This is a genomic window from Sphingomonas hankyongi (assembly GCF_023516575.1).
GTDB classification, from domain to species: Bacteria; Pseudomonadota; Alphaproteobacteria; order Sphingomonadales; family Sphingomonadaceae; genus Sphingomicrobium; species Sphingomicrobium hankyongi.
Genome location: NZ_JAMGBE010000002.1, coordinates 588415 through 611816, shown reverse-complemented (window position 1 = coordinate 611816; position 23402 = coordinate 588415). Strand labels below are relative to the sequence as shown.

Annotated in this window: 24 protein-coding genes; 17 read left to right on the top strand and 7 right to left on the bottom strand. The window is 64.7% G+C overall.

Features of this window, described 5'->3' with window-relative positions:
• Positions 1-28: 28 nt before the first annotated feature.
• From LZ538_RS07725 to LZ538_RS07705, 5 genes are all read left to right on the top strand, one after another.
• Positions 29-1219: a retropepsin-like aspartic protease gene (locus LZ538_RS07725; RefSeq protein ID WP_249831410.1), complete on the top strand. Its 1191-nt coding sequence runs from the start codon at positions 29-31 to the stop codon at positions 1217-1219.
• Positions 1220-1276: 57 nt separating this feature from the next.
• On the top strand, positions 1277-2233 hold the full coding sequence (locus tag LZ538_RS07720; RefSeq protein ID WP_249831409.1) for a complex I NDUFA9 subunit family protein: 957 nt from the start codon (positions 1277-1279) through the stop codon (positions 2231-2233).
• Positions 2234-2237: 4 nt separating this feature from the next.
• Positions 2238-3050: an undecaprenyl-diphosphate phosphatase gene (locus LZ538_RS07715; RefSeq protein ID WP_249831408.1), complete on the top strand. Its 813-nt coding sequence runs from the start codon at positions 2238-2240 to the stop codon at positions 3048-3050.
• 70 nt (positions 3051-3120) lie between these two features.
• A complete protein-coding gene (locus LZ538_RS07710; protein WP_249831407.1) occupies positions 3121-3564 on the top strand; it encodes a hypothetical protein in 444 nt (147 codons plus the stop codon).
• A gap of 33 nt (positions 3565-3597) precedes the next feature.
• Entirely contained in the window at positions 3598-4269 is a 672-nt protein-coding gene (locus tag LZ538_RS07705; protein WP_249831406.1) for a glutathione S-transferase family protein, read from the top strand.
• A 2-nt stretch (positions 4270-4271) separates the two neighbouring features.
• Here LZ538_RS07705 and LZ538_RS07700 read toward each other — a convergent pair whose 3' ends face one another.
• Together LZ538_RS07700 and ubiG are read right to left on the bottom strand one after the other, a co-directional pair.
• Entirely contained in the window at positions 4272-5309 is a 1038-nt protein-coding gene (locus LZ538_RS07700) for a rod shape-determining protein (RefSeq protein ID WP_249831405.1), read from the bottom strand.
• Positions 5310-5441: 132 nt separating this feature from the next.
• On the bottom strand, positions 5442-6161 hold the full coding sequence (gene ubiG, locus LZ538_RS07695) for a bifunctional 2-polyprenyl-6-hydroxyphenol methylase/3-demethylubiquinol 3-O-methyltransferase UbiG (protein ID WP_249831404.1): 720 nt from the start codon (positions 6159-6161) through the stop codon (positions 5442-5444).
• 42 nt (positions 6162-6203) lie between these two features.
• Here ubiG and LZ538_RS07690 point away from each other — a divergent pair, with 42 nt between their 5' ends.
• From LZ538_RS07690 to LZ538_RS07655, 8 genes are all read left to right on the top strand, one after another.
• Positions 6204-7436, top strand: a complete 1233-nt coding sequence (locus LZ538_RS07690; RefSeq protein WP_249831403.1) for an aspartate kinase — start codon at positions 6204-6206, stop codon at positions 7434-7436.
• A complete protein-coding gene (locus tag LZ538_RS07685) occupies positions 7433-8491 on the top strand; it encodes an NAD(P)H-dependent flavin oxidoreductase (RefSeq protein WP_249831402.1) in 1059 nt (352 codons plus the stop codon). The genes LZ538_RS07690 and LZ538_RS07685 overlap by 4 nt, the downstream gene beginning before the upstream one ends.
• 59 nt (positions 8492-8550) lie before the next feature.
• Entirely contained in the window at positions 8551-10818 is a 2268-nt protein-coding gene (ptsP, locus tag LZ538_RS07680) for a phosphoenolpyruvate--protein phosphotransferase (protein ID WP_249831401.1), read from the top strand.
• Between the two features lie 65 nt (positions 10819-10883).
• Entirely contained in the window at positions 10884-11711 is an 828-nt protein-coding gene (locus LZ538_RS07675) for a helix-turn-helix domain-containing protein (protein WP_249831400.1), read from the top strand.
• Positions 11712-11778: 67 nt separating this feature from the next.
• The gene (locus LZ538_RS07670; RefSeq protein WP_249831399.1) at positions 11779-12693 is read left to right on the top strand and encodes a tetratricopeptide repeat protein; all 915 of its coding nucleotides are present in this window, start codon (positions 11779-11781) and stop codon (positions 12691-12693) included.
• Positions 12694-12710: 17 nt separating this feature from the next.
• Positions 12711-13706 (top strand): tRNA lysidine(34) synthetase TilS, encoded by a 996-nt coding sequence (tilS, locus tag LZ538_RS07665; protein WP_249831398.1) that lies wholly within the window; start codon positions 12711-12713, stop codon positions 13704-13706.
• A gap of 49 nt (positions 13707-13755) precedes the next feature.
• Positions 13756-13980: a hypothetical protein gene (locus LZ538_RS07660; protein ID WP_249831397.1), complete on the top strand. Its 225-nt coding sequence runs from the start codon at positions 13756-13758 to the stop codon at positions 13978-13980.
• Positions 13981-14041: 61 nt separating this feature from the next.
• Positions 14042-16639: an AMP-binding protein gene (locus tag LZ538_RS07655; RefSeq protein WP_249831396.1), complete on the top strand. Its 2598-nt coding sequence runs from the start codon at positions 14042-14044 to the stop codon at positions 16637-16639.
• On the opposite strand, the gene LZ538_RS07650 is transcribed toward LZ538_RS07655, so the two are convergent.
• From LZ538_RS07650 to LZ538_RS07635, 4 genes are all read right to left on the bottom strand, one after another.
• Positions 16636-17847, bottom strand: coding sequence for a threonine synthase (locus tag LZ538_RS07650; RefSeq protein ID WP_249831395.1), 1212 nt, complete (start codon positions 17845-17847; stop codon positions 16636-16638). The genes LZ538_RS07655 and LZ538_RS07650 overlap by 4 nt on opposite strands.
• The gene (locus LZ538_RS07645) at positions 17840-18958 is read right to left on the bottom strand and encodes an NAD(P)/FAD-dependent oxidoreductase (protein WP_249831394.1); all 1119 of its coding nucleotides are present in this window, start codon (positions 18956-18958) and stop codon (positions 17840-17842) included. Before LZ538_RS07645 ends, LZ538_RS07650 begins: the two co-directional genes overlap by 8 nt.
• 63 nt (positions 18959-19021) lie before the next feature.
• Complete coding sequence (locus tag LZ538_RS07640) at positions 19022-19480, bottom strand: hypothetical protein (RefSeq protein WP_249831393.1); 459 nt, start codon at positions 19478-19480, stop codon at positions 19022-19024.
• Positions 19481-19500: 20 nt separating this feature from the next.
• Positions 19501-19992, bottom strand: coding sequence for a hypothetical protein (locus tag LZ538_RS07635; protein WP_249831392.1), 492 nt, complete (start codon positions 19990-19992; stop codon positions 19501-19503).
• A 168-nt stretch (positions 19993-20160) separates the two neighbouring features.
• Here LZ538_RS07635 and LZ538_RS07630 point away from each other — a divergent pair, with 168 nt between their 5' ends.
• From LZ538_RS07630 to LZ538_RS07620, 4 genes are all read left to right on the top strand, one after another.
• The gene (locus LZ538_RS07630) at positions 20161-21204 is read left to right on the top strand and encodes a rod shape-determining protein (protein ID WP_249831391.1); all 1044 of its coding nucleotides are present in this window, start codon (positions 20161-20163) and stop codon (positions 21202-21204) included.
• A gap of 165 nt (positions 21205-21369) precedes the next feature.
• Positions 21370-21501 carry a hypothetical protein gene (locus LZ538_RS13255; protein WP_283937659.1) on the top strand — a complete coding sequence of 44 codons (132 nt, stop codon included), beginning with the start codon at positions 21370-21372 and terminating at the stop codon, positions 21499-21501.
• Positions 21494-21682 carry a hypothetical protein gene (locus tag LZ538_RS07625; protein WP_249831390.1) on the top strand — a complete coding sequence of 63 codons (189 nt, stop codon included), beginning with the start codon at positions 21494-21496 and terminating at the stop codon, positions 21680-21682. Before LZ538_RS13255 ends, LZ538_RS07625 begins: the two co-directional genes overlap by 8 nt.
• Before the next feature lie 261 nt (positions 21683-21943).
• Entirely contained in the window at positions 21944-22195 is a 252-nt protein-coding gene (locus LZ538_RS07620; RefSeq protein WP_249831389.1) for a hypothetical protein, read from the top strand.
• Between the two features lie 31 nt (positions 22196-22226).
• Here the strand turns inward: LZ538_RS07620 and LZ538_RS07615 are convergent, their stop codons facing one another.
• Positions 22227-23195: a L,D-transpeptidase family protein gene (locus LZ538_RS07615; protein WP_249831388.1), complete on the bottom strand. Its 969-nt coding sequence runs from the start codon at positions 23193-23195 to the stop codon at positions 22227-22229.
• Between the last annotated feature and the right edge of the window lie 207 nt (positions 23196-23402).

The following is a 23402-nucleotide window of genomic DNA, read 5'->3' as shown; positions in this document are numbered from 1 at the left end:
TTACAACGAATCATTTTGGAGTCGCAAGATGAGGAAGTCGATAGTTGGACTGCTTGCCGCCGCAGCGCTGGTTGTTCCCGCGGGCATTGCCGTTGCCCAGGCCCAGGAAGAGCGGCTGGCGCCCCCCAAAGTCACCTTCCTGAGCGAGGAGCATATGGTTCCGTTCGAACTGTTCCGCGGGAATCGCGTCGTCGCTCCAGGCAAGATCAACGGCCATGCGACGCAGATGATTCTGGACACTGGGGCGAGCGCGACGACCGTCGACAGGGCCTTCGCGCGCTCCATCGGCCTGCCCGAAGGCCGCAAGGTCGATGCTCGTGGGGCTGGCGGCGTCGTCGAAGCCGAGATCGTGCCGAACGTGACGCTGGAGGTCGGCGGCATGCGGTTCGAGAACATGACCGTCGCGGTGATGGACCTGCAGCCCGTGGCGCGGGCCATCGGCCGCCCGATGAACATCGTTCTCGGCCGCGAATTCTTCAATTCGGCGGTCGTCTCCATCGACTGGGGCTCGAACCGGCTTCGGGTGAGCTCGCACGCGGCGTTCAAGCCAGCTGCCGCGTCGACCGCCGTCGCGCTGACCAAGCGCGGTCCGTTCAACACCATTCCGATCGCAATCGCGGGCGCGGAGCCGATTCCGGCGCTGCTCGACCTCGGCAACGGCGGTGCTTTGTCCTTGCCGCGAAGCTACTGGGGCAAGCGCGCAGACCTTTCGGGTCTCCGCTACGCCGAATCCCGCCTCGGCGGCGTCGGTGGACTGCACCCCGCCAGGGTCGCGCTTATACCCAGCGTACAGCTGGCAGGGACGACGGTCTCAGCCGTGCCGGCCACGCTTTCGGATTCGGGCAATGACGAAGATCCTGAGAAGATGGCGAATGTCGGGATCGGCCTGCTCAAGCAATTCCATGTCGACCTCGATCTCGGTCGCGACCGGATCTATCTCGCCCCCCGCAAGGACGCGTCGCCGTTCGACCGCGACCGCTCGGGAACGCGCCTCGATCTCGCCGGCGATCGGCTGAAAGTTGCTTTCATCTCGCCGCAAGGCCCCGCCAAGGCGGCCGGCCTGAAGGAAGGCGACGAGATCGTTGCCGTCGACGGCCGGAAGGTCACGGCCGACTATTACTCACGCAGCGACTGGACGCGTGGGCCGGCCGGCGAGGCCGTCACGCTGGAGCGGGCCGACGGAACCAAGGTCACCGTCACCCTGCAGGATTATTACTGACGCGGCCTAGCTCTCCCCGCTTGTCAACGACGAGCGGGGGGAGCTATCGCGCCGCTCATGATCGAGCGTGCGGAAGAGCTGGTAACCGTCTTCGGCGGCGGCGGATTCATCGGCCGCTACGTCTGCGAATTCCTGATGAAGAGCGGGGCTCGCGTGCGGGTCGCGCAGCGCAACCCCAAGCAAGCCTATATCATCCAGCCGTTGGGACAGGTCGGCCAGTTCGGCTTCGTGCAGGCCGACGTCACCAATGCCGAAAGCGTCGGCCGGGCGCTTCGCGGAGCGACTTCCGCAATCAACCTGTGCGGTGTGTTCGGCCGTGCCATGCAATCGGTTCACGTGGATGGTGCTCGCAATGTCGCCGAAGCGGCGGCGGCCGAGGGCGTGAACTCGCTCGTGCACGTGTCCGCCATCGGCGCGGACCCCAACTCGGAGGCGGTTTACGGCCGCACCAAGGGAGAGGGCGAGCAGGCCGTCCGCAAGTCTTATCCAGGCGCAACCGTCATCCGGCCATCGGTCGTGTTCGGGCCGGAAGACGAGCTGACCAACCGCTTCGCCGCCATGGCGCGGCTGCCGGTGCTGCCCGTGCTCGCGGCGAAGCGTAATTTCCGACCCGTCTATGTCCGCGACCTCGCCCGGGCGATCGCCAAGGCGGCGCTGGAGCCCCGGACCCATGCCGGCAAGACCTATGAGATCGGCGGCCCTCGCACGATGAGCATGGAAGAGCTTCACCGCGCTGTCCTCGAACTGACGGGGCAAAAGGCCGACATCGTCAAGCTGCCGGACGTGGTCGGGAAATTCATTTCCTGGTTCGGCTGGCTGCCGGGCGCGCCGCTCACGCAGGATCAATGGCTGATGCTTCAGCGCGACAACGTGCCGGCGAAGGGCTCAGCGGGGCTCGAAGCTTTCGGCATTGAGCCGACGCCGCTGGCGGCGGTCGGTTACGAATGGCTCGGCCGCTTCCACCGTGGCGGCAAGTTCGCGGGCCGGCGCATCAACCTGACCGCGACGTCGTAGCAGCGTGCCGATCCTCCTGATCGCGATCATCCTCGGCATCGTCGAGGGCGTCACCGAGTTCCTCCCGGTCTCCTCCACCGGCCATCTGATACTGGCGACGGAGCTTCTCGGCTTCGACGCGGAGAAGTGGGGGGCGTTCAACGTCATCATCCAGCTCGGCGCGATCCTCGCGATCGTGGTCCTATACTGGCGCACCTTCTGGGCAGTTCTTGAGGGCCTGCTGCGCAAGAATCCGATGTCGTGGCGATTCGTGCGCAACATCGTCATCGGCTTCGTTCCTTCGGCAATCCTCGGCGTCCTCTTGATCGACAATATCGAGGCGCTGCTCGGCAATGCCGTTGTGGTCGCCTGGGCACTGATCGTCGGCGGCTTCGCGATCCTCGCCATCGAGCGTTTCGCCAGGCCCGGCGAGATTGTGGGAGTGGCGGAAATGCCGCTGAGGACGGTCGCCGGCGTTGGCCTGATCCAGTGCCTGTCGATGATTCCCGGCGTCAGCCGATCGGGTGCGACGATCCTCGGCGGGCTGTCGCTCGGCGTCGAGCGCCGGACCGCGGCGGAATTCAGCTTCTTCCTCGCTATTCCGACGATGCTGGGAGCCACGACGCTGGAAATCCTCCGGCATCACGATGCGCTTCTCGCGGGCGCCGGAGACGTGGGCTTCGGCACGGTCGCAATCGGCTTCGTCGTCAGCTTCATCGTCGCGATTGTCGTGGTCAAAGCCTTCGTCGCCTATATCTCGCGGCACGGCTTCGCGCCCTTCGCCTGGTATCGGATCGTCGCCGGAGCGGCCGCGCTCGCCTGGCTCACCTTGCGCTGATTTATCTCGCGTTCAGCTTGGGCTAAGATGATCCGCGCTTAATTTCAGTCACTTGGCTGGAGGGTAGGTCATGCGTGCCGGATTGCTGATTGTTCCGTTCCTCCTCGGCGCTGCGCCGGTGGCCGCACAGGCGCCTAGGGCCGCGGCCCCGCAAATGCAGGTGCCGCCAGAGCTGACCGACCCCGCAATGACGCAGAAGCTGGCCAACTCCATGCAGGCAATATCGAAGGCGTTCCTCGACCTCCGTGTTGGCGAGGTCCAGGCTGCTCTCGAGGGACGGCAGGCCACGCCCTCCGAAAGGAAGATGACCGTGCGCGACCTTGGCCGGCGCGACGACCCGAACTTCGAAAAGGACCTGCAGCAGCAGGTCGCCAATGCGAAGCCGATGATCGACCAGAGCATGAAGGCGCTCGCCGCTGCGCTCCCCGCCATGATGCAGGGGATGCAGCAGGCGGAAAAGGCGCTTGAGCGCGCCGCGGCAAATATGCCCGATCCAACCTATCCGAAGCGCTAGACGCTAGGCCCGCAAACGCTAAAGCTGGCCACGATGTGGCAGCTCTTCCAATTCCCGCTGTGCCCCTTTTCCCGCAAGGTCCGCTTGGTCCTTGCCGAGAAGGGGGTGGCGCATGAGCTGGTTCGCGAGAATCCGTGGGAGAAGCGGGATGAGTTCGTCGACCTGAACCCCGCCGGCGAAACTCCGGTGATGGTCGATGCGGACCAGGGCATCACCCTCATCGGTTCCCAGCCGATTGTCGAATATTTCGACGAGACGATGGACCGGATGCCGATGATCCACGGCAACGCCGTCCTCAGGGCGGAGATCCGGCGAATGACCGAATGGTTCGACATCAAGCTCTATCGGGAAGCGGTCGAGCCTTTGATGAACGAGCGCATGCGCAAGCGGCTGGTGAACCGGGAGTCACCCGATACCCGAATCCTCCGCGAAGCCATGCGCACCGCGTCGGAGCATCTCGACTATGTCGATTATCTCCTCGACCATCGCCGCTGGCTCGCTGGCCCGGGGCTCAGCCTCGCCGACTTCACCGCGGCGGCGCACCTCAGCGTGATCGACTATCTCGGCGCGCTCGACTGGCGCGGCCACAAGCAGACCAAGGATTGGTATGCCGTGATGAAATCGCGGCCTGGCTTCCGGCCTTTGCTCGGCGAGCGGATGGAAGTGATCGTTCCCCCGTCGCACTATGACAAGGTCGATTTCTAGCTTCAGGCCGCCATCAAGGCTCCACGAAGCACCTGCTCCTCCAGCGTCTGCCCGGCGCCGAGTGCGACGCAGCTCATCGGATCGTCGGCGATGCGCACCGAGAGCCCCGTCGAGTCCTCGAGCACGGTGGCGATGTCGCGCAGAAGCGAGCCGCCTCCCGTCATCGTAATGCCCTGGTCGATGACGTCGGCCGCGATCTCCGGCTGCGTGTGCTCGAGCGCGGTGCGAACGACCTCTACGATCTGGCTTACTGGCTCGGCCAGTGCATCGGCGACTTGCGCCTGGCTCAGCTCGATTTCGCCGGGCACCCCGCGCGTGACATCGCGTCCGCGAACGTAGGTCTTCGAACCCTTACCGTCAGGCGGCCGCACTGCGGCGCCGACTTCCATCTTCACCCGCTCGGCGGTCGCCTCGCCGATGAGGAGATTGAAATTGCGCCGGACGTAGGACGCGATGGCATCGTCCATCCGGTCGCCGCCCACGCGCGCGGACCTGCAAAAAGCCAGCCCCTGAAGCGAAATAACGCCGACTTCGGTGGTGCCGCCGCCGATATCGACCACCATCGACCCGATCGGCTCGGCCACGGGCAGGCCCGCGCCGATCGCGGCGGCCATCGGCTCCTCGATGAGGGACACGCGGTCCGCCCCGGCATTGCTGACCGCGTCGCGGATCGCGCGCCGCTCGACCGAGGTCGCGCCCGATGGGATGCAGATGACCACCTCGGGGCCGCGCGAAAAACGGCTGGGCCCGGCGTGAGCCTTGCGGATGAAATGCTTGATCATTTCCTCTGCGACTTCGAGGTCGGCAATGACCCCTGCGCGGAGCGGCCGGACTGTCCTGATGTTGTCCGGCGTCTTGCCCATCATCAGCTTCGCGTCGTCGCCGACGGCGCGGACTTTCCTGGCGCCGTTGACCAGCTCCATCGCGACGACGGACGGCTCGCTGGTGACGATGCCCTTGCCGGAAACGTAGACGACCGTGTTGGCCGTACCGAGGTCGATCGCGATGTCGCGCGACGCAAAATTCAGCAGTGATCGCATGATGTTTCCCCAGCCCCGGAATCGAAAAAATCGAATCCCTGTCAAAGGCTTAGACCTGCCGGGAGCAGAGGAAATATGGTTAACAGACGTTAAAAGCGGGGCGTTGGTTTCCCACGTCAAAGCGAGCGTGAATTATTGGCGGACGGCGGCCACGAGATAGTTGAGGCGGACGTCGTCGCTGAGGTGCAGTCCGCGGGTCGGCGACCAGGCGATCCCCTCGACGTCCAGGCATGCGAGCCCGGCGTCGGCGAGCAGGACGTTCATCCGTTCCGGGCCGATGAATTTGTCGAAATCGTGCGTGCCCTTGGGGATCTGGCCGAGGCCTTCGCCCAAGGTGATCATCATCAGTCTCGACCAGTTGGTCGCGTTCGGCGTGGACAGGATCAGCAGACCGTCGGGCGCGAGCCTCTCGACGAGTGCGCCAATGAATGCAGCCGGGTCGGCGACATGCTCGATAACCTCCATGGCGGTGATGAGGTCGAACTGGCCCACCAGCTCCTGGACGTCGCCCGCGCGGTAATCGATTGCGAGGCCCATTGCCGCTGCATGCGCCCGGGCGGCGGCGACGACTTCCGCCGAGGCATCGAGGCCCGTAACTTCCGCTCCAAGCCGCGTCAGCGGTTCTGCCAGAAGGCCCGCGCCGCAGCCCACGTCCAGCGCTTTCCTGCCCTCTAGCGGGGCGCGGCTGCACTCGTCGCACTGCCAGTGCTGGTCGATCATGTCCCGGATGTACTTGAGGCGCACCGGGTTGAGCTTGTGCAGCATCGCCGATGCGCCCTTGGGGTCCCACCAGTCGTCGGCGAGCTTGCCGAAGTGTTCGGCCTCTTCCGGCACAATGCTTGTCTGGACCATTCGCGCCTCCTAACAGGACGCCGCCTTTCACCCAAGGAGCCTATGTCCCGCATCGTCATGAAATTCGGCGGCACGTCGATGGCCGGCATCGAGCGCATCCGGAACGTCGCCGAACGGGTTCGACGGGAGGCGGAGGACGGCAACCAGGTGCTTGTGGTCGTATCCGCCATGGCGGGCGAAACGGACCGCCTGGTCCAGCTGTGCCGCGAGGCGGCGCCGCTGCACGACCCGACCGAATATGACGTGGTCGTAGCATCCGGCGAGCAGGTCACCGCCGGCCTCCTTGCAATGACCCTTCAGGCAATGGGCGTGAAGGCGCGGAGCTTCATGGGCTGGCAGCTCGTTCGCGCTTCCGGCGTGCACGGCAACGCACGCGTCGAGGCGATCGAAGCGGCGACCCTCGACGAGGCGCTGAGCGGCGGAACGGTGGCGGTGATCCCGGGTTTCCAGGGCGTCTCGACGGACGGGCGGCTCGCGACCCTGGGACGCGGCGGCTCCGACACCAGCGCTGTCGCGATCGCCGCAGGCGTAAAGGCCGATCGCTGCGACATCTACACCGACGTCGACGGCGTCTATACGACCGATCCGCGCATCGTTCCGCGAGCCCGCAAGCTCGCCCAGGTGACGTTTGAGGAAATGCTGGAGCTTGCGGGGGTCGGCGCCAAGGTGCTGCAGGTGCGCTCGGTCGGGCTTGCGATGCGCGAGAACTTGCCGCTTCGCGTGCTTTCGGCCTTTGAGGACAAGCCGGGCACCGACATTGTCGCCGAGCTTTCAGGAGAGCAAATGGAACGCAACCTCATTGCCGGCATCGCTGCGGACCGCAACGAGGCCCGCATCACCCTGACCGGGGTTCCGGATCAGCCGGGCACGGTGGCGGCCGTCATCGGACCGGTCGCCGAAGCGGGTATCCAGGTCGACATGATCGTTCATGCGGCGACCCCGAACACCGGCTCGTCAGACCTGACCTTCACCGTTCCGCGCCCGAGCCTTGCGCAGGCAATGTCCGTGATCGAGCAGCGCAAGAGCGCAATCGGCTATGCGGATGTCATCCATGACGATGCCGTCGCAAAGGTCAGCATCGTCGGTGTCGGCATCCGCTCCAATCCGCAGCTCGCCGCGCAGATGTTCGATGTACTGGCGGAGCGGCAGATCAACCTGCTCGCCGTGTCGTCGAGCGAGATTAAGGTCAGCGCACTGATCGCGGAAGAGCAGCTGGATCTGGCCGTGCGCGTGTTGCACACGGCGTTCGGCCTCGACGAGGAGCAGGCAGCATGAGCGGCGAAGGGCTGATCGCTGAACCCCGGGCCGTCCACGCGTCGGTCGGGCACGCGCGCCTCAAGGAGCTGATGCATCGCGGCACAGAGTTTCTCGGCTGCGACGTCGCGATCATGGGCGGCGCGATGAGCTGGGTCTCCGAGCGCAACCTCGTCTCCGCGATCTCGAACGCCGGCGGTTTCGGGGTGATCGCGTGCGGCGCCATGTCGCCCGAGCTTCTCGACACCGAAGTCGCGGCGACGAAGGCGCTCACGGATCGTCCGTTCGGCGTCAATCTCATCACCATGCACCCGCAGCTTTCGGAGCTGATCGACGTCTGCGCCAAGCATGACGTCGGCCATGTCGTTCTGGCGGGGGGCCTTCCGCCCGGCTGGGCCATCGACAAGATCAAGGCCAGCGGCGCGAAGCTGATGGCGTTCGCGCCCGCGCTCGCGCTGGCGAAGAAGCTCATGCGCTCCAAGGTCGATGCGCTGGTGATCGAGGGGATGGAAGCGGGGGGGCATATCGGGCCCGTCTCGACGTCCGTCCTGGCCCAGGAGATCCTGCCCCACGTTTGCCACGACATTCCGGTTTTCATCGCCGGCGGAATCGGTCGGGGCGAGGCCGTCGCGGCATACCTCGAGATGGGCGCCGTCGGGGTGCAGATCGGCACCCGGCTGGTCTGTGCCCATGAGAGCATCGCGCATGCCAATTTCAAGAAGGCGTTCATCCGCGCGTCGGCGCGCGATGCGATCCTTTCGGTGCAGATCGACCCGCGCCTCCCGGTGATCCCCGTGCGCGCGCTCAAGAACCGGGAAACCGAACGCTTCGCCGCCAAGCAGCGCGAGGTCGCGGACCTGCTCGACAAGGGCGACGTCGAGATGGCCGAAGCGCAGCTTCAGATCGAACATTATTGGGCAGGGGCCTTGCGCCGTGCAGTCATCGACGGCGACGTCGAGACGGGCTCGGTGATGGCCGGTCAGTCAGTCGGCATGGTCACTCGCGAGGAGCCTGTCACCGCGATCATCCAGGAATTGGTCGACGAGGCGGCGGCGGCGCTCGAAAGCCGCGGTTGACGCTCAAAACCGCTCCCGCTGCGTGACACGGTAGCGTTGCATCTGATAGCGCGTTCAACATGCCGTTGACCGCCGCCGCGTCCGCTCGTGAGATATTGACGGGCCTTCACGCGGTGATGGCGGCGCGCGGCAATGCCCAGTCCAAGCTGGACCGCGTCGTCGACCTGATAGCCGATAAGATGGCGAGCGAGGTCTGCTCGATCTACCTGCTCCGCGACGGCAAGCTGGAGCTCTTCGCGACGCACGGCCTGCGCAAGGAGGCGGTGCACGTCACGCGCCTCGCAATGAGCGAGGGTCTCGTCGGCACGATCGCCGCGGAAGGCCGTATCCTCAACCTGGCCGAAGCGGCCGATCATCCGGCCTTCGCCTATCGGCCGGAAACAGGAGAGGAGCGCTTCCACAGCTTTGCCGGTGTCCCGATCGTTCGTCTCGAAAGCCCGATAGGGGTTCTGGCAGTCCAGCACGCGGAGCCGCGCCGCTACGCCGACGTCGAGATCGAGGCATTGCAGACGGTGGCGATGGTGCTCTCGGAGATGATCGCCGCCGCGCGGCTGGTCGATGGAGCGCGGCGCGGACGCCTCCGCAGCGCCGGCCCGCTGCGCCTTTCCGGCCTCAAGCTTGTCGCCGGGATGGCGAAGGGCGAGGCGGTCTTTCACGAGCCTCGGGTCGTGGTCGAGCATACGGTCGCAGAGGACATCGAGGCGGAGCGCGAGCGCGTCTACGGCGCCTTCCGCAAGATGCGCGAGCAGATCGACAATATGGCCAAGGAGGCCGAGTTCGGAACGGCCGGCGAGCATCAGGAAATCCTCGAGACCTACCGCATGTTCGCCTACGACGAAGGCTGGTCGAGGCGAATCAACGAAGCGATCGACAGCGGCCTCACCGCCGAGGCTGCGATCGAGCGCGTCCAGCAGCGCACGCGCGCTCGCATGCTCGAAATCGACGACGCCCTTCTCCAGGAGCGGATGCACGATCTCGAGGATCTGTCGAACCGGCTGTTGCGGATCGTGTCGGGACGGATGGGTACGGCGGCGCAGACGGGCCTGCAGCGCGACACGGTGCTGATCGCCCGCAACCTGGGGCCCGCCGAGCTCCTCGAATATGATCGCCGGCGCCTCAAGGCCGTGCTGCTCGAGGAAGGATCGCTGACCTCGCACATGGTCATTGTCGCGCGCGCCATGGGTGTGCCGGTGATTGGGCGTCTCAACGACATCCGGCACAGCGTCGAAGAAGGCGAGGCGATCCTCGTCGACGGCGACAATGGAAGCATCATCATCCGCCCGAACCGTGCCCTGCTGTCCGGCTTCGAGCATCGCATGGCGCTCAGCCAGAAGCGCCGCGCCGAGTTCGCGGCAGGGCGCAGCCTTCCCGCCAAGACAAAGGACGGGCTGCGCGTGAGCGTCATGGTCAATGCCGGCCTCGCTGAAGATGCCGCGGCGCTCGGAATGACGGGGGCCGACGGGATCGGCCTATTCCGCACCGAGTTCCAGTTCCTGATTTCGGCGACCCTGCCGGGGCGGGAACGGCAGCACCGGCTCTATTCTAAGGTGCTGGACGCGGCGAAGGACAAGCCGGTCGTGTTCCGCACCGTCGACATAGGTGGAGACAAGGCGCTCCCCTATCTCAGCGACGTGCACGACGAGGCGGAGAACCCGGCCATGGGCTGGCGCGCGCTTCGTTTGTCGCTGGAGCGTTCGACCTTGATGAAAGCGCAGGCCCGCGCGCTCATCGAAGCATCCGGCGGCAAAGTGCTGCGCGTGATGTTCCCGATGGTGTCGGAGCCGTGGGAATATGAGGAAGCGCGCGCGCTGTTCGAGGAACAGGTCGAATGGGCGCGCCACGCGCATCGCAAGATTCCCAAGCAGATTGAGTTCGGGGCGATGCTGGAGGTGCCGAGCCTCGCCGAGATGCTCGACCAGCTGCTGCCGCGTGTCGACTTCCTCTCCATCGGCACCAACGATCTGACGCAATTCCTGTTCGCAGCCGATCGTTCGGAGCCGCGGCTTGCGCAGCGCTACGATTGGCTGAGCCCGGCAATCCTTCGCTATCTGAAGCGGGTGCTCGACCTTTGCCGCGCGCACGACGTGCCCGCGCGCATCTGTGGCGAGATGGCAGGCCGACCTTTGGAAGCGATGGCGCTGATTGGGGTCGGCGCGGAGAATTTCTCGATCACTCCTGCGGGGGTGGGGCCGGTCAAGGCGATGATCAGGTCGCTGGACGCATCGGCGGTCCGAAGCCGTGTCGAGCAGCTGCTGGCGCGGCCCCCGAAAGACATGCGGCGCGCGCTCAACGACTGGGCTCGGCGGCACTCCGTAACGATTGGTTGACCGTGGCGGTTGACACCACCGCCCCAGCCTTCAAACAGGAATCCCGGGGCTTACAGGGCGAGGCGATGGACGAGGAACTACCCCAGACTGATATTCCAACGGTCGGGGAGCGCCTGCGCGCCGCGCGCGAGGAAAAAGGGCTCACTCTCGAGGATATCGCCGCGCAGACGCGCATCCCGAGGCGGCATCTTGAAAGCCTGGAGACGAGCGAGTGGGACAAGCTGCCTGCTCCGACCTACAGCACGGGCTTTGCGAAGAGCTACGCGAGCGCCGTTGGCCTCGACCGGACCGAGATCGGCGAGCAACTGCGCGCCGAAATGGGCGGCCAGCGCGCCGCCGTTACGAACACCGAGATATTCGAGCCGGCCGATCCTGCCCGGACGATGCCGAAGTGGCTTGTCCTCGGGGCGATCGCGGCGGTCATCGTGATCGTGCTCTTGATGAGCTATCTCAACGAGAGGTCGCTGGATTCCGGCAACGAGCCTTCGGCCGCCGAAGTGACAAAGCAGGAGCCCCCTGCGCCGCAGCCGGCTCAACAGCCGCAGCAGGCACAACCAGCTGCCACGGCCCAGGGCCCGGTCGTGCTGACCGCCACCGGTCCAGCGTGGATCCAGGTCACGGACCAGGGCAAGACCTTGTTCTCGGGTGAGCTGGCTCCGGGCCAGAGCTTCACCGTCCCCGCGACAGCTACGGCGCCTTTATTGAAGGCGGGCAAGCCTGAAGCGCTCAGGATCAACGTCGGCACCGCCGTCGCACCGCCGGTGGGGCCTCCGGGCAAGGTCGCATCGAAGGTCAGCCTTCTTCCGGCTGACCTGATGCGCGGGCCGGGTGCGCCAGCGCAAGCGGGTCCGGCGACCGGTGCCCCGCCAGCGACCGGCAACACGGCGGGCTAGGCGGATTCATCCCTCCGCAAGCTGCGGCGGGCCACAGTCGCAAAATCAAAGCGTGGGGAATCTCATTGTGAAGTTTCGGGTTCGATATGCCGCCGTCGCGCTTGGCGCGATGATCTCAATATTGCCGGTATCGGGCGCGCTTGCGCAGCGGCCGCAGCCGACGCCCGAGCAGCGGATCGAGCGGCTGGAACGGCAGATCCAGCAGATGCAGCGGCAAATATTCCCGCGCGGGCGCCCTGCTGATACCGCCGGCTTCAGCGATGAGCCCGCGGCGACGCAGTCCTCCGTCGCGTCTCTCGATCAGCGCCTTGACGCGCTCGAGCGCCAGATGGCGGACATCCTGCGCATGTCGGAGGAGAATGGTAACCAGCTGCGGACGCTTACGTCAGACCTGCAGCGCGCACGGGACGAGCAGCAGCAACGGATCAATGCGCTGGAACAGCGGATCGCCGACGCAGCAGCGACCGTTCCGGTGATCTCCGAACCCCAGCCCGCCGCGCCGAAGCCGACCACGCCAAAGCCGGGCACGCCAAAACCGGCGACGACTGGCACAACCGCCGCGACTGGCGGACCCGACGCGGCCGTTGCCCTCGATGCTGGCGAAGAAGCCTACACCGAAGGGTTCAAGCTGTGGGAAGCCGGCCAGTACGATCAGGCGATCAACTCGCTGCGCGCATTCACTTCGGCCTATCCGAAGCACCGCCGCGCTTCTTACGCGAACAACCTCATCGGGCGCGCGCTGCTGGACAAGGGCCAGCCCCGCGCCGCCGCCGAGGCCTTGCTCGCAAATTACCGCAACAATCCCAAAGGCGAGCGCGCGCCGGACAGCCTTTACTATCTCGGGCAGTCGCTCATGCGGCTCGGCCAGCCGGCGCAGGCCTGCAAGGCTTATCAGGAACTCGACGCCGTCTATGGCGCCAAGGTTCGCGCCGACCTCAGGAAGCAGTTGGACCAGGCGAAGGCGAGCGCAAACTGCAGCTGACGTGCTAGTGCGCGCGGATGGCAATTGCCGCTGAGCTGATCGATCGCTTCGCCCGGGAGCTTGACCGCCGAGTAGCTCCTGATGCTCGCCTCGGCCTCGCCGTATCCGGCGGTGCGGACAGCCTTGCGATGCTGCTGCTCTCGGCGGAAACCCGCCCGGGGTCGATCTGCGTCGCCACCGTCGATCATAAGCTGCGCCCGGAAAGCGCCGAGGAAGCGCGCTTCGTCGCGGGTGTCTGCGCGGGCCTGGATATCCCCCACCAGATCCTCGAGGTGCAGTGGGCCAGGAAGCCCGACGCCGGGCTTCAGGAACGAGCCCGCAACCAGCGCTACCGGCTTCTCGGAGAGTGGGCGAAAGGGTGCGGCGCCGCCGCCTTGCTGACTGCGCATCATGCGGACGACCAGGCCGAGACATTCGTCATGCGACTCAACCGTGGCGCGGGCATCAAGGGACTCGCGGCCATGCGTCCGGTCGCGCCGGTGCCTGGATCCCGCGGTGAAGGTCTCAACCTGATTCGACCCTTGCTCGGGTGGCGCCGCTCGGAACTTGAGGAGGTATGTCGTTCAGTCGGCCTCGAACCCGTCGCGGATCCGAGCAACCGGGACGAACAATTCGAACGCATTCGCGTCAGGCGGGCCTTGGCCGAGATGGCCTGGCTAGACCCCCTCGCGATCTCCCGTAGCGCCGCTAATCTCGCATCGGCCGATGCCGCCCTGCACTGGGCAACGACGCAGGCATGGGAACAGCGCGTCACGACGAACGATGAGGACATTCAGTTCGATCCGGCCGGTTTGCCCGAGGAGATTCTGTGGCGGTTCGCGCGCCGTGCGGTGCTTCAGCTGGCGACCGAGGGAGAAGGCGTCGACCTGCGCGGGCGGGAGCTCGATCAGCTGCTTCCGTTGCTCCGGTCCGGCAAGCGCGCGACCCTGCGCGGAGTGCTCTGCAACGGCGGGAAAACGTGGCGCTTCATTCCGGCCCCGAACCGGACTCGACGGACCCGCAACAGCCGTTAAATTCGCGTTTGCCGACTCGGGGTTTCTACGATCGGCGGGGGAGGAATCCGTGGAATCGGATGCACGTTTCTATCGCCGCCGCGCGAATGAGGAGCTTGCGGCTGCCGGCCGCGCAGTCACGCAGGCGGCGCGGGAGCGACGCATGATCCTGGCGGGCATCTTCCTCGACCGGTTGAAGACTCTTGAAACTTGCGGGTCGTCCGAAATCGATTTTGCGACTGCGGCGGGAACGCCTGCATTCGATTGGCGGAATGGATCGCGCCGAAGCTTCTGAAGTTCCTCGGGCCGCAAGCGCGACCGTTGCGGACATTCGCGCGGGAACGTAGCCTAATCCCATGGGGGCTAAAAAAGCTGAGCTGACCGTATACGAGCGGTTCGCATCGATCGCCGATGCTTACCCATCGGAAGTCGCTTACTCGAACGCCGATGTTTCGCTCAGCTACGCGGAGCTCGCTGCGCTGGCCGCGACCGCTCGAGCGCAGATACTTGCGATTGGTCCGTCGGCACCGGGCTTCGTCGCCATCCTGACGGCAGATCGGGTCAATGCATTGGTGGCGATGCTGGGCGTCGCGGGTTCGGGCCACGCCTACGTCCTCCTCGACGTCAACGATCCCGACAAGAGGCTGGGGCATATTCTCAACGAAGTCAGGCCGTTTGCGATCATGGCAGATCAGGCCCTGATGTCGCGTGGCGAAAGCCTGGCCGCCATCGGCGCGGGCATCATCGATCTCGACAGCCTGAAACCGGGCGACGAACCGGAGACGGCTGGACCGGCCCTTTCGCCGGACAGCCTTGTCTATGTGTCCTACACGTCGGGCTCGACCGGTCAGCCAAAGGGCGTCTGCCAGACGCACCGTAACCTCTGTTTCTATGTCGACGCCTACATTTCGGCGATGGAGATTGGCGCACGCGATCCAATCTCCTGGCTGTTCGCGCATGGCGCGAGCGCGTCGAACATGGATATCTACGGCGCTCTCTTCACCGGCGCGCGATTGTGCGCGTTCGAGGTGAAGGACGAATCCTTCGCGGCCATGGCCCGATGGATCGACGAGCAAGGCATCGTCCTTCTTCACACCGTGCCCACCGTCGTGCGGGAGCTGTGCGGCGCGATCGGCGAGCGCAAGGTCTTCGACAGCGTTCGCGTGGTCGATTTGGCGGGTGAGATGCTGTTCGCCAGCGATGTCACCCGGATGCGTCCGCATTTTCGCGCCGACTGCCGCATCCTTAATCGGCTCGCGGCGACCGAGGCGTCTTTCATCAGCAGCCTCGAAGTCACGAGCGCGCACGAGAAAATCGAAGGCCCGCTGCCTGTCGGAAAACCGCCCAAAGGCGTCGAGATCGGGATCGTCCGCCAAGACGGAAGCGTCGCCGACGTTGGCGAAAGCGGAAACATCGCAATTGCCAGCCCGCACATTTGCACCGGCTACCTCAATCGCGCCGATCTCGATGCGCAGGCCTTCGCTGATGTCGACGGACGGCCGGTCTGGCGGCGCTACCGGAGCGCCGACCTCGGCTTCATCGACGAGGCCGGAAATCTCAATTTCATTGGCCGTTCGGGATCCCGCATCAAGCTTCGCGGACAGGCCGTCGACCTCGCCGAGGTGGAGGCGGCGCTCTACGAATGCGCCGGGGTAACCGGGGCGGTGGTCCTGCCGCGCGGCGGATCGGGACAGGAAGTGCAGGAAATCCTCGCTTACGTGACTGGCGGCGCCGACGGTGAGCATCAGGTCGGTGACATCCGCAAGACGCTGGCGACTTTGCTTCCCACTTATATGCTTCCCGGCGGCTACGTTTTCCTCGACGCATTTCCTTATACGGCGACCTCCAAGGTCGATCGCAACGCGCTGGCAGCGCTCAACCTCGACGAGGTGCGTTTCCGCCCTGGCTATGTTCCTCCGGAAGACGAGATTGAGGAGAGGGTCGCGGCGATCTTCTCGGAAGTCCTCAACCAGCCATCGGTCGGACGCCTGGACGATTTCTTCCTGCTTGGCGGGGATTCGCTGAGCCTAGTCAACTTGCAGATTCTCGCGACCGAGAATTTCGGCTGGCAGTTCTCGGAGCTGCACGAGGATGCCACGGTCAAAGGCGTCGCGGCCTGGCTGCGCCAGCATGCAACCGACGGCGAAATCCATACGCCGATCCTCTTGCCGATCAGGACCGAGGGATCGTCGCCGCCCTTGTTCGTGGTTCACGGACGCAGAGGGCAGGCCCATGTCGGCCCACATTTCATCGAGCTGCTGGGCGAGGATCAGCCACTCTATGCGCTCCAGGCCCGCGGGCTCGACGGCAAGCAAAAGCCCCACGAGACCCTCGAGGCGATGGCGGCGGAATATGTGCGCGCCATCAAGACCGTGCAGCCTGAGGGTCCCTACTTCCTCGGCGGGTTCTGCGCCGGTTGTTATGTGGCGCTGGAGATGATCCGTCTGCTCCATCGAATGGGCGAGAAATTCTATCGTCCGCTGCTGATCGACCCGCCGTTTCTCAATCGCACGCAACAGTCCGACGACCAATGTTACGAAGAGCATTTGCTGGAACAGATGGCACGCCGCGCCGTCGTCGGCGACTGGAACATCGATATTCACGACACCAGCGCCGTGAAAGCAGCAATAGACGTCGGGCGCGCGATCGAGCGGGCTCTTCGCGTCTACGATCCCAACCCGCTACCCGTCACATCCATGATCATCGCAACCAGGGAGCGTTGGTTTGTGGATGGAAACGTGCAGCATGTTTTCGGCAAGCAGGCCGAAGTGTTCATGGTCGATGGAGGCCACGGCGAGATGCTGTCCCCGGACAATCAGGAGTTCGCCGGCATTCTGAAAAACTGTCTCGCTCGCGTGCGTCAGATTGATCGGGAATACCGCGCCAAAATGCAGGCGAACCGCACAAACCGGGGTACGGTCGAGCAAAGAGCGCATCTCCGCAATCGGGTCTAGGCAGGCAGATCAACCGGCTGCCCGGCTTCCACCCATTCGTCGGCACCTTTTTCCCACCATTGATCGATGGGAGCGGGGGTGGCGCCCTCGCGGACACTTCCAGTCAGGTTCACCAGGATCTTCTGGTCAGCTAGCGCATCGCTGCTCTTTGCCAGCTTGATCAGCCCGGCGACGGCGGTCGCTGCGGAAGGGCAGATCTTGATCCCCTCATCTTCGAGCACAAGCGCCTGCGCTTCGCGGATTTCCGCGTCGTTGACCGAGTTCATGGTCCCGCTGCTTTCGACGACGATTTCGCGGATGATCGGGTAAGCCTTGGTCGGGTTTCCGCGCAGGATCGCTTCGGCAATCCCGGTCGGACGCTTAACGATATGATGAGGCTGGATGGTTGTGCTGCCCTCTTCCCAGGCGTGCACCATGGGCCGGCAGCTTTCCTGCTGCACGCAGAGCAGGCTCGGCACCTTGGCGGCCGCGCCGATCGTGACGGCTTCCTTGGCGGCCTTGTAAACTCCGTGGACCCCCATCGCGCTCGATACCGCTTGCACGTACCAGTCGATCGACCGGGAGACCTGTTCGAGCGCTTCCAGCCAGGGCAGCTTTAGGCCCTCGCGCCGGCCAAGGTTGAAGAAGCCGCGCTCGGCAACGAGCCCATTCTCCCGCGCATAAGTGATGGAATGGTCGCCCGCGTCGACGAAGCTCGCTTCCCTGAGCACATGATGCCGAACCTGCGGCGTCGCGGCATAGTGGACGCGGTCCTTGAAGTCCTCCGCGGTGAACAGCTCCATCTGCATTTCCGGGATCTGCCCCATCGCCTGCGCGTAGCTTGTCGAGCTGTTGCCGGTCGAGGATGTGCAGAAATGCCGGACACCTCCTTCATAGAGGAAGGGCAGCGCCACGGCCGCCATCCGGTCCTTCGTCGTGCCGGTGCGGTTTTCGGTTTCGTCCTTGAGGTAAAGATGGTTGAGCCCAAGCCGCAACCCGAGGTTGCGGGCGTGAACGGTGCGCGTCCTTATGCCCGGCGCGAGGAGGGACTGGTCCCGCACGGGCAGCAGGTCGAAATAGCGTTGGTGAGGATCGTCGCTGTCGCGCAGCCTGACCGAGCCGAGATCGTAGCGAGCTTCGATGAGGCCGCCGCAATCGCAGAAGGACGCGAAGGTCGCCGACTGGTCCGAGCCGCAGTCCTTGCAGATGAGCCTGTAGCTTTCAGCCATGGTCGGCCGGCCGATCAGGTGACACTGTCGCGAATTCGTTGAGCGCCGCCTCGGCGCCGATCATTCTCGCGACGATTTCCGCGGTCCACGCCGATAACAAGATGCCCTTGCCCCCCAGGCCATTGATGATCCAGCCGTTTGCGTAATTAGGCGTCTGCCCGACTGCGGGCAATCCATCGGCTGTGGCGGGCCTTGCGGCCGAAGAACGAGCGACCACTTCAGGCGCTTTCCACCCCGGCATGAGCGAATGCGCCCCGGCCAGTAGTGCGCGCTCGATCGTCTCGCTCGTTTCGCCGAGCGGACCGTCGGCGCGAACGGTTCCACCGATCCAGAAATGATCGCCGTCATGCTGATAGATGGCCGTCAGCCCGTTGCTGACATCGGCCAACGGCGGTGCATCGCTTGATCTGACCAGCAGGAGATCGCCGATCGCCGGTGTCACCGGGACGATCTTGCCGGGTGACCAGCCCGCGATCGGGTCGTCAGACCTGGAGCCGGTAGCCATGCAGAGATGACGGATCGCGACCGCGCCGTGTCCCCAGTCGATACTCTCGATCGCCCTGTCTCGCGTCGCCACCGCCTTCAGCGTGCCGCTTATGATCTCCGCGCCCATCGACCCGGCGACGGCGAGCAACGCCTGCCTGTACCGCTCGGCATCCACGCGTACGTTGCCCCTCGTCATCAGTCCGCCAACCCAGGATTCGCCCACACGCGCGTCCCATCGGCCTATTTCGGCCGGGTCCATCCATTGCGCGGAGAAGCCTTCCAGCTCGTTATACTTGTCGGCGAGACTCCTTAGCTGGACCGCCTCCTGCTCGTCCTTCGCGAGGAAAAGACGGTCCACCACGCGCCAGCCGAAGTCGGTACCCGAACGCGCTTGGACATATTCGTGATGCTCGGCATGCAAGCGGAAGGCGTCGCGGTAGAAGCCCTCCATCGCTCCGGGAAATCCGGGCCCGTGCAGCGGGTTGATGCCGCCCGGGTTCCAGCCCGTCGCGCGTCCGGGCCGCGCATCGTCGACGACCAGGACCGCGTGCCCGTCGCGTGCAAGCCGGTAGGCGAGATAGGCACCGGCAATGCCGGCGCCAACGATGGCAATGGGATCCTTCAAGCCGCCCCCTGCCGGGACGGTTATAGGAAAACCGCTGTTTTGCGAATCCTCGGCCCGTGTTCGCTACATCTGGTTCGTCGTCGGCGATCCCATGTTCTGGTCGCCGCCGGTGACAGATCCCCCCGACGCAATCTGCTGCTGAACGGCTTGAGAGAGCTGTGAAGACGTCGTTGTCGCGGTGCAACTTGCGTGGCCGTTGGCTACGGACGCCGCCAGCGCGCTCACCGATACGCCGCACACGCTGGCGGCGACGTCGATCGGCACCTGAGCGGTGACGGGAATATTGTCGCGATTCACATTCAGCTCGACCGACAGGTTGTTGAGAACATTCTGGAGGTTCACGCTGACCAAAGTCGGGACGCTGGTCCCGCCCGTTCCGGAACCGCCACTCGTTCCGGTCGGCGAGCCGGCGGCAGTGTCTCCGGCCGAGACCGGGGCCGCGGACTGCGATTTGCATCCGCCGATGGCGAGCGATGCGGCGGTTGCCGCCGCGATAGCCAACTTCCAGGAAGTTGCTGACATTCCGATCCTCCCGTTGAACTTTACTGCTGTGGAGTTGTGGTGCCGGGCGCCTCGGTCCCCGGCTGCGGCGTGGGCGAAACCAGGGGTTGCGGCTGCTGCGTGGTCGTGCCCGTATTGGTTTGCGCACCCCCGCCGACATTGCCGTTCGCGGCTAGCTGCTGCTGGATATACTGCTTCAGTTCCGGCGAGATGCTGTTGGCGGTGCAGCCCTGGCTGGATCCGCCGCCTGCGCCGATCGACAAGATGTTGATCGATACGCCGCACACATTTGCAGCGACCGTGATCGGGATTTGGGCGTTGATCGGGATGTTCGCCTTGTCGATCTTAAGGTCGAGCGCGAGATCGTTCAGAACGTTCGAAAGATTTACGTTAACCAGCGATGTGGTGACGCTGCCGACCCCATCCGCGACTGCTGAACCGGCGCTTTTCACGCCATCCGCAGCACTCGATGCTGTCTTGCAGGCGGAAAGCAACGCGATTGCGCAAAGCGCGACGCAATATTTAGTACGCATATACTAATCCCTCTGTTCGTCGCGCTAACGCATCGAATTGCCTTTGGGTTGCGCAATTCGGTCAAGTCGATGGGGCGAGCAGATACCCTATTGAATCCTCAGCAGATTTCCCGATGCCAACAGGCACCTCGCTGAGCCACCAATGCGCTCCTCGGGACAGCAGCCGCCATGGACTTCAACTTCTTCGGCTCGTCAGGCGCATCCGGCCTCGCAATTGACTTGGGGACGGCCAACACACTCGTATATGTCCCTGGGCAGGGCATCGTCGTTGACGAACCGTCCGTCGTTGCAATCGAGGCCGTCGACGGCGTTCGCCGCGTGTTCGCGGTGGGTCGCGACGCCAAGATCCTGACCGGCAAGACGTCGGACAATATCCGGACGTACCGGCCGCTGACTGGCGGCGTGATCAACGACCTCGAAATCGCCGAGGCCATGATCCAGCATTTCATCGCGAAGGCCGACGGCGTGCATTCCAGGGTGTCGCGCGGGCCGGAGATCGTCATATGCGTGCCGTCCGCGGCGACGTCCGTCGAGCGCAGGGCGATCCGGGCGGCCGCGCTCAATGCCGGCGGGCGGGAGGTATGGCTCGTCGATGAGCCTCTCGCGGCGGCCATCGGAGCTGGCCTGCCCGTCGCCGAACCGATCGGTGCTATGGTGGTCGACATTGGCGGCGGGACGACGGAAGTGGGTATCACTTCGCTGAAGACGCTGACCTACGGCACGTCGGTGCGCATCGGCGGCGACAAGATGGACGAGGCGATCGCCTCTTATGTCCGCCGCAGGCACAATCTGGTGATCGGCGACGGCGCGGCGGAACGCATCAAGCAGCAGATCGGATCTGCTGCTGCCACGCCTGAAAGCGCCCACATCGTGGGTCCGGTACGCGGGCGCGCCGTATCAAGCGGATGTCCGCAAGAGATCAGCATCAGTCAGCAGGAGATCGCGGAGGCCCTTCGCGAGCCTATCGACCATATCGTCGAGACTGTCATGAGCGCCCTTGAGCACGCATCTCCGGAAATTGCGTCCGACGTCATCGACCAGGGCATAACGATGACCGGCGGCGGCTCGCTTCTGCGCAACATCGACAAAGTGCTTGCGGACGAGACCGGGCTCCAGGTTCGCGTGACCGAAACCCCTCTTCTCTCCGTCGCGTTGGGCGCAGGCAGGATGCTGGAGGACGCGGAGTTCCGGGGCGCGCTTTGCGCGGCGTGAACCGCGGGAACGGGTTGGGAATATCTCCCAACTCTCGGCTGAAACGCTTCGGTGTCGCCCGGCAATTCATCGGAAAAGCAAGCTTTTCCGCCATTGGCACGGCCTTTGAATAGCTTCCATCATGGCCCGCAAGTGATGCGGGACAACAAAAATGGGAGAATTCAAATGTCGGTTCAGTCCTCGTCCAAGCGCACGCTCGTTGCCCTCGTCGCCGCCTTCGCCATGAGCACGCTGGCGGTCGGCGCTGCCGTCGGTCCGGCCCAGGCCAGCACCCTCCAGGCCCCGGTCAATGGCTGACGCCGCAATCGTCGACGCCACGCTGCTGGTCCGCACTGAGTGCCTTCCCGAGAATCGCGACGCTGCACGCGAAAGCCGTCGTCCTGGCTCGGAACTGCTGCCGCGTGTTGCGGGCATGATGATCGCGACCACCTCCGCCACCTTCATTACTTTGGTCGGAGGCTACAGCCTGCTGTTCTAGATCGAAGGTCTCATAAGGGATGCGGCCCGGCGGAGGGGTATCGCGCCGAGCCGCATAGGGCATGAGGGCTCGCCTGCTGGGATGGGAAGAGCGAGTCCCCGGGCAATTATACGCGATTCGGAAAAACAATGGAATTAAAGTGGGTTAGGGGCTTTGCGGCCGCTGCCTGCCAGGTCGCGTTTCGCTGTCGCAATCGGCGCAGGTGCCGTCGCAATCGGTGAAGCGGGCACAACGCGCGTCGTTAGTCTGCGGCTAACGAACATGACCGTCGATGAGCTGAGAACCGAATTGTCCGCCATCCTGGCCGCGGAGGAGGAACCCGCCGCCAACTGGGACGTCATCGAGTTCCTTTCCCAGCGCATCTACGCGCGGCTGGCGGATTACGGGACGCCGCCCGGTTTCCCTCGCGAGCAGGTGATGAATTACCTCGCTGGCTTCCTTCAGCGCCGCCTCGACTGGCGGTTCGGCGAAGAGCAGCGAAAGTGGTTGCGGGCCTATCTCAGCGAAGTCTAGCCTCGGCCTTGGTCCTCGCGATCTTTTAGGCTCAACCCTCGAAGACGGTTTCCCGCGTGCCGGGTAAGCCCGATCGCAGGCTCGCTGGCGTGACGACGACGATGCTCCCGGGCCGCAACACAGTATGAAGGTCATGGCGGAACTGCGTGGGGGCATCGAAATGCTCCGCCTCATTCGGCTTCGTAACCGTCCCTTTCCCAGTCTCGGAAAAGTGCAGCTTCACCCAATGCTGCCCGCTGTGGTCCCACGATTCCAGGACATAGGCTTCTGCTCCGACCACGTTGCCGCGGACGTAGACGGGCGCCGATCCGATCTTCGCGCCGCCTTTCATCACGACCGCCTGATGGTCCGCCTTGCTGACGACGACCGAAACGATCGCGTCCCCGTTCAAGTCCGGCCCGCGCTCCGGATGCCATTCGTATTTTGCGTTTGCGAGGGACGCTCGGCTGCGCGCCGCCTCAACTTCCAGGTCCGGCGGCGAAGCTTCGTGGGGGAAGTCGGGATGGCTCGTTATGACCACGGTCATCCCGACCGCCGTCTCGCCGAACAATAGCTTGGAAAAGGCGAGGGGCAGTCGGACGCATCCATGCGAGGCGGGATAGCCAGGGAGGTTCCCGGCGTGCAGCGCGACGCCCTTCCAGGTGAGGCGCTGCATGTTGGGCATCGGCGCATTGTTGTAGGTCTTGGAAAAATGGTTCTCGTTCTTCTGCAGGATGGTGAACACGCCCGTCGGCGTTTCATGTCCCGTCTTCCCCGACGACACGGTCGACGCGGCAATAGGTACCCCGTTGCGGAAGAACAGCAGCCGCTGCGTATGGAGATTGACGACGACGAGGGCCGGGCCGCTCAGCGCTCGCCCCGGCTCCCAGACATATTGCCCGGGCTTCAGCTTTGTGGCGACCTTTAGGATGGGACGGCCGTTCAGCGCGACCTGCTCGGCTGCTGCGCTGCCGGAAAGGAGGAGCGCCGCGGCAATGGGCGCGATCGACATTTGCTTCATTGCTGATGGCTGTTCCGGGCCGGCCGCAATGTCAGTCGGGTAAATCACTGAGGCGTTCCACTGGCCGGAACTGCGTGTGCTTCCGATCCCATTGCAGGCAATTAAACTGTGCGTCCGCTTTCGACCTATTGGGGCCGTTGAGAAGGCGCGAGATGGAGCAATGGTTGCCATTGGAGGATCGGGATTTTAGGGAACCCGCTATGCAGT

What these genes read in the sequence shown, in the direction of transcription:
- LZ538_RS07725 (WP_249831410.1), top strand. Translation starts at nt 29, where the DNA reads ATGAGGAAGTCGATAGTTGGACTGCTTGCCGCCGCAGCGCTGGTTGTT.
- LZ538_RS07720 (WP_249831409.1), top strand. Translation starts at nt 1,277, where the DNA reads ATGATCGAGCGTGCGGAAGAGCTGGTAACCGTCTTCGGCGGCGGCGGA.
- LZ538_RS07710 (WP_249831407.1), top strand. Translation starts at nt 3,121, where the DNA reads ATGCGTGCCGGATTGCTGATTGTTCCGTTCCTCCTCGGCGCTGCGCCG.
- LZ538_RS07705 (WP_249831406.1), top strand. Translation starts at nt 3,598, where the DNA reads ATGTGGCAGCTCTTCCAATTCCCGCTGTGCCCCTTTTCCCGCAAGGTC.
- LZ538_RS07700 (WP_249831405.1), bottom strand. Translation starts at nt 5,309, where the DNA reads ATGCGATCACTGCTGAATTTTGCGTCGCGCGACATCGCGATCGACCTC.
- ubiG (WP_249831404.1), bottom strand. Translation starts at nt 6,161, where the DNA reads ATGGTCCAGACAAGCATTGTGCCGGAAGAGGCCGAACACTTCGGCAAG.
- LZ538_RS07690 (WP_249831403.1), top strand. Translation starts at nt 6,204, where the DNA reads ATGTCCCGCATCGTCATGAAATTCGGCGGCACGTCGATGGCCGGCATC.
- LZ538_RS07685 (WP_249831402.1), top strand. Translation starts at nt 7,433, where the DNA reads ATGAGCGGCGAAGGGCTGATCGCTGAACCCCGGGCCGTCCACGCGTCG.
- ptsP (WP_249831401.1), top strand. Translation starts at nt 8,551, where the DNA reads ATGCCGTTGACCGCCGCCGCGTCCGCTCGTGAGATATTGACGGGCCTT.
- LZ538_RS07675 (WP_249831400.1), top strand. Translation starts at nt 10,884, where the DNA reads ATGGACGAGGAACTACCCCAGACTGATATTCCAACGGTCGGGGAGCGC.
- tilS (WP_249831398.1), top strand. Translation starts at nt 12,711, where the DNA reads ATGGCAATTGCCGCTGAGCTGATCGATCGCTTCGCCCGGGAGCTTGAC.
- LZ538_RS07655 (WP_249831396.1), top strand. Translation starts at nt 14,042, where the DNA reads ATGGGGGCTAAAAAAGCTGAGCTGACCGTATACGAGCGGTTCGCATCG.
- LZ538_RS07650 (WP_249831395.1), bottom strand. Translation starts at nt 17,847, where the DNA reads ATGGCTGAAAGCTACAGGCTCATCTGCAAGGACTGCGGCTCGGACCAG.
- LZ538_RS07640 (WP_249831393.1), bottom strand. Translation starts at nt 19,480, where the DNA reads ATGTCAGCAACTTCCTGGAAGTTGGCTATCGCGGCGGCAACCGCCGCA.
- LZ538_RS07635 (WP_249831392.1), bottom strand. Translation starts at nt 19,992, where the DNA reads ATGCGTACTAAATATTGCGTCGCGCTTTGCGCAATCGCGTTGCTTTCC.
- LZ538_RS07630 (WP_249831391.1), top strand. Translation starts at nt 20,161, where the DNA reads ATGGACTTCAACTTCTTCGGCTCGTCAGGCGCATCCGGCCTCGCAATT.
- LZ538_RS13255 (WP_283937659.1), top strand. Translation starts at nt 21,370, where the DNA reads ATGTCGGTTCAGTCCTCGTCCAAGCGCACGCTCGTTGCCCTCGTCGCC.
- LZ538_RS07625 (WP_249831390.1), top strand. Translation starts at nt 21,494, where the DNA reads ATGGCTGACGCCGCAATCGTCGACGCCACGCTGCTGGTCCGCACTGAG.
- LZ538_RS07620 (WP_249831389.1), top strand. Translation starts at nt 21,944, where the DNA reads ATGACCGTCGATGAGCTGAGAACCGAATTGTCCGCCATCCTGGCCGCG.
- LZ538_RS07615 (WP_249831388.1), bottom strand. Translation starts at nt 23,195, where the DNA reads ATGAAGCAAATGTCGATCGCGCCCATTGCCGCGGCGCTCCTCCTTTCC.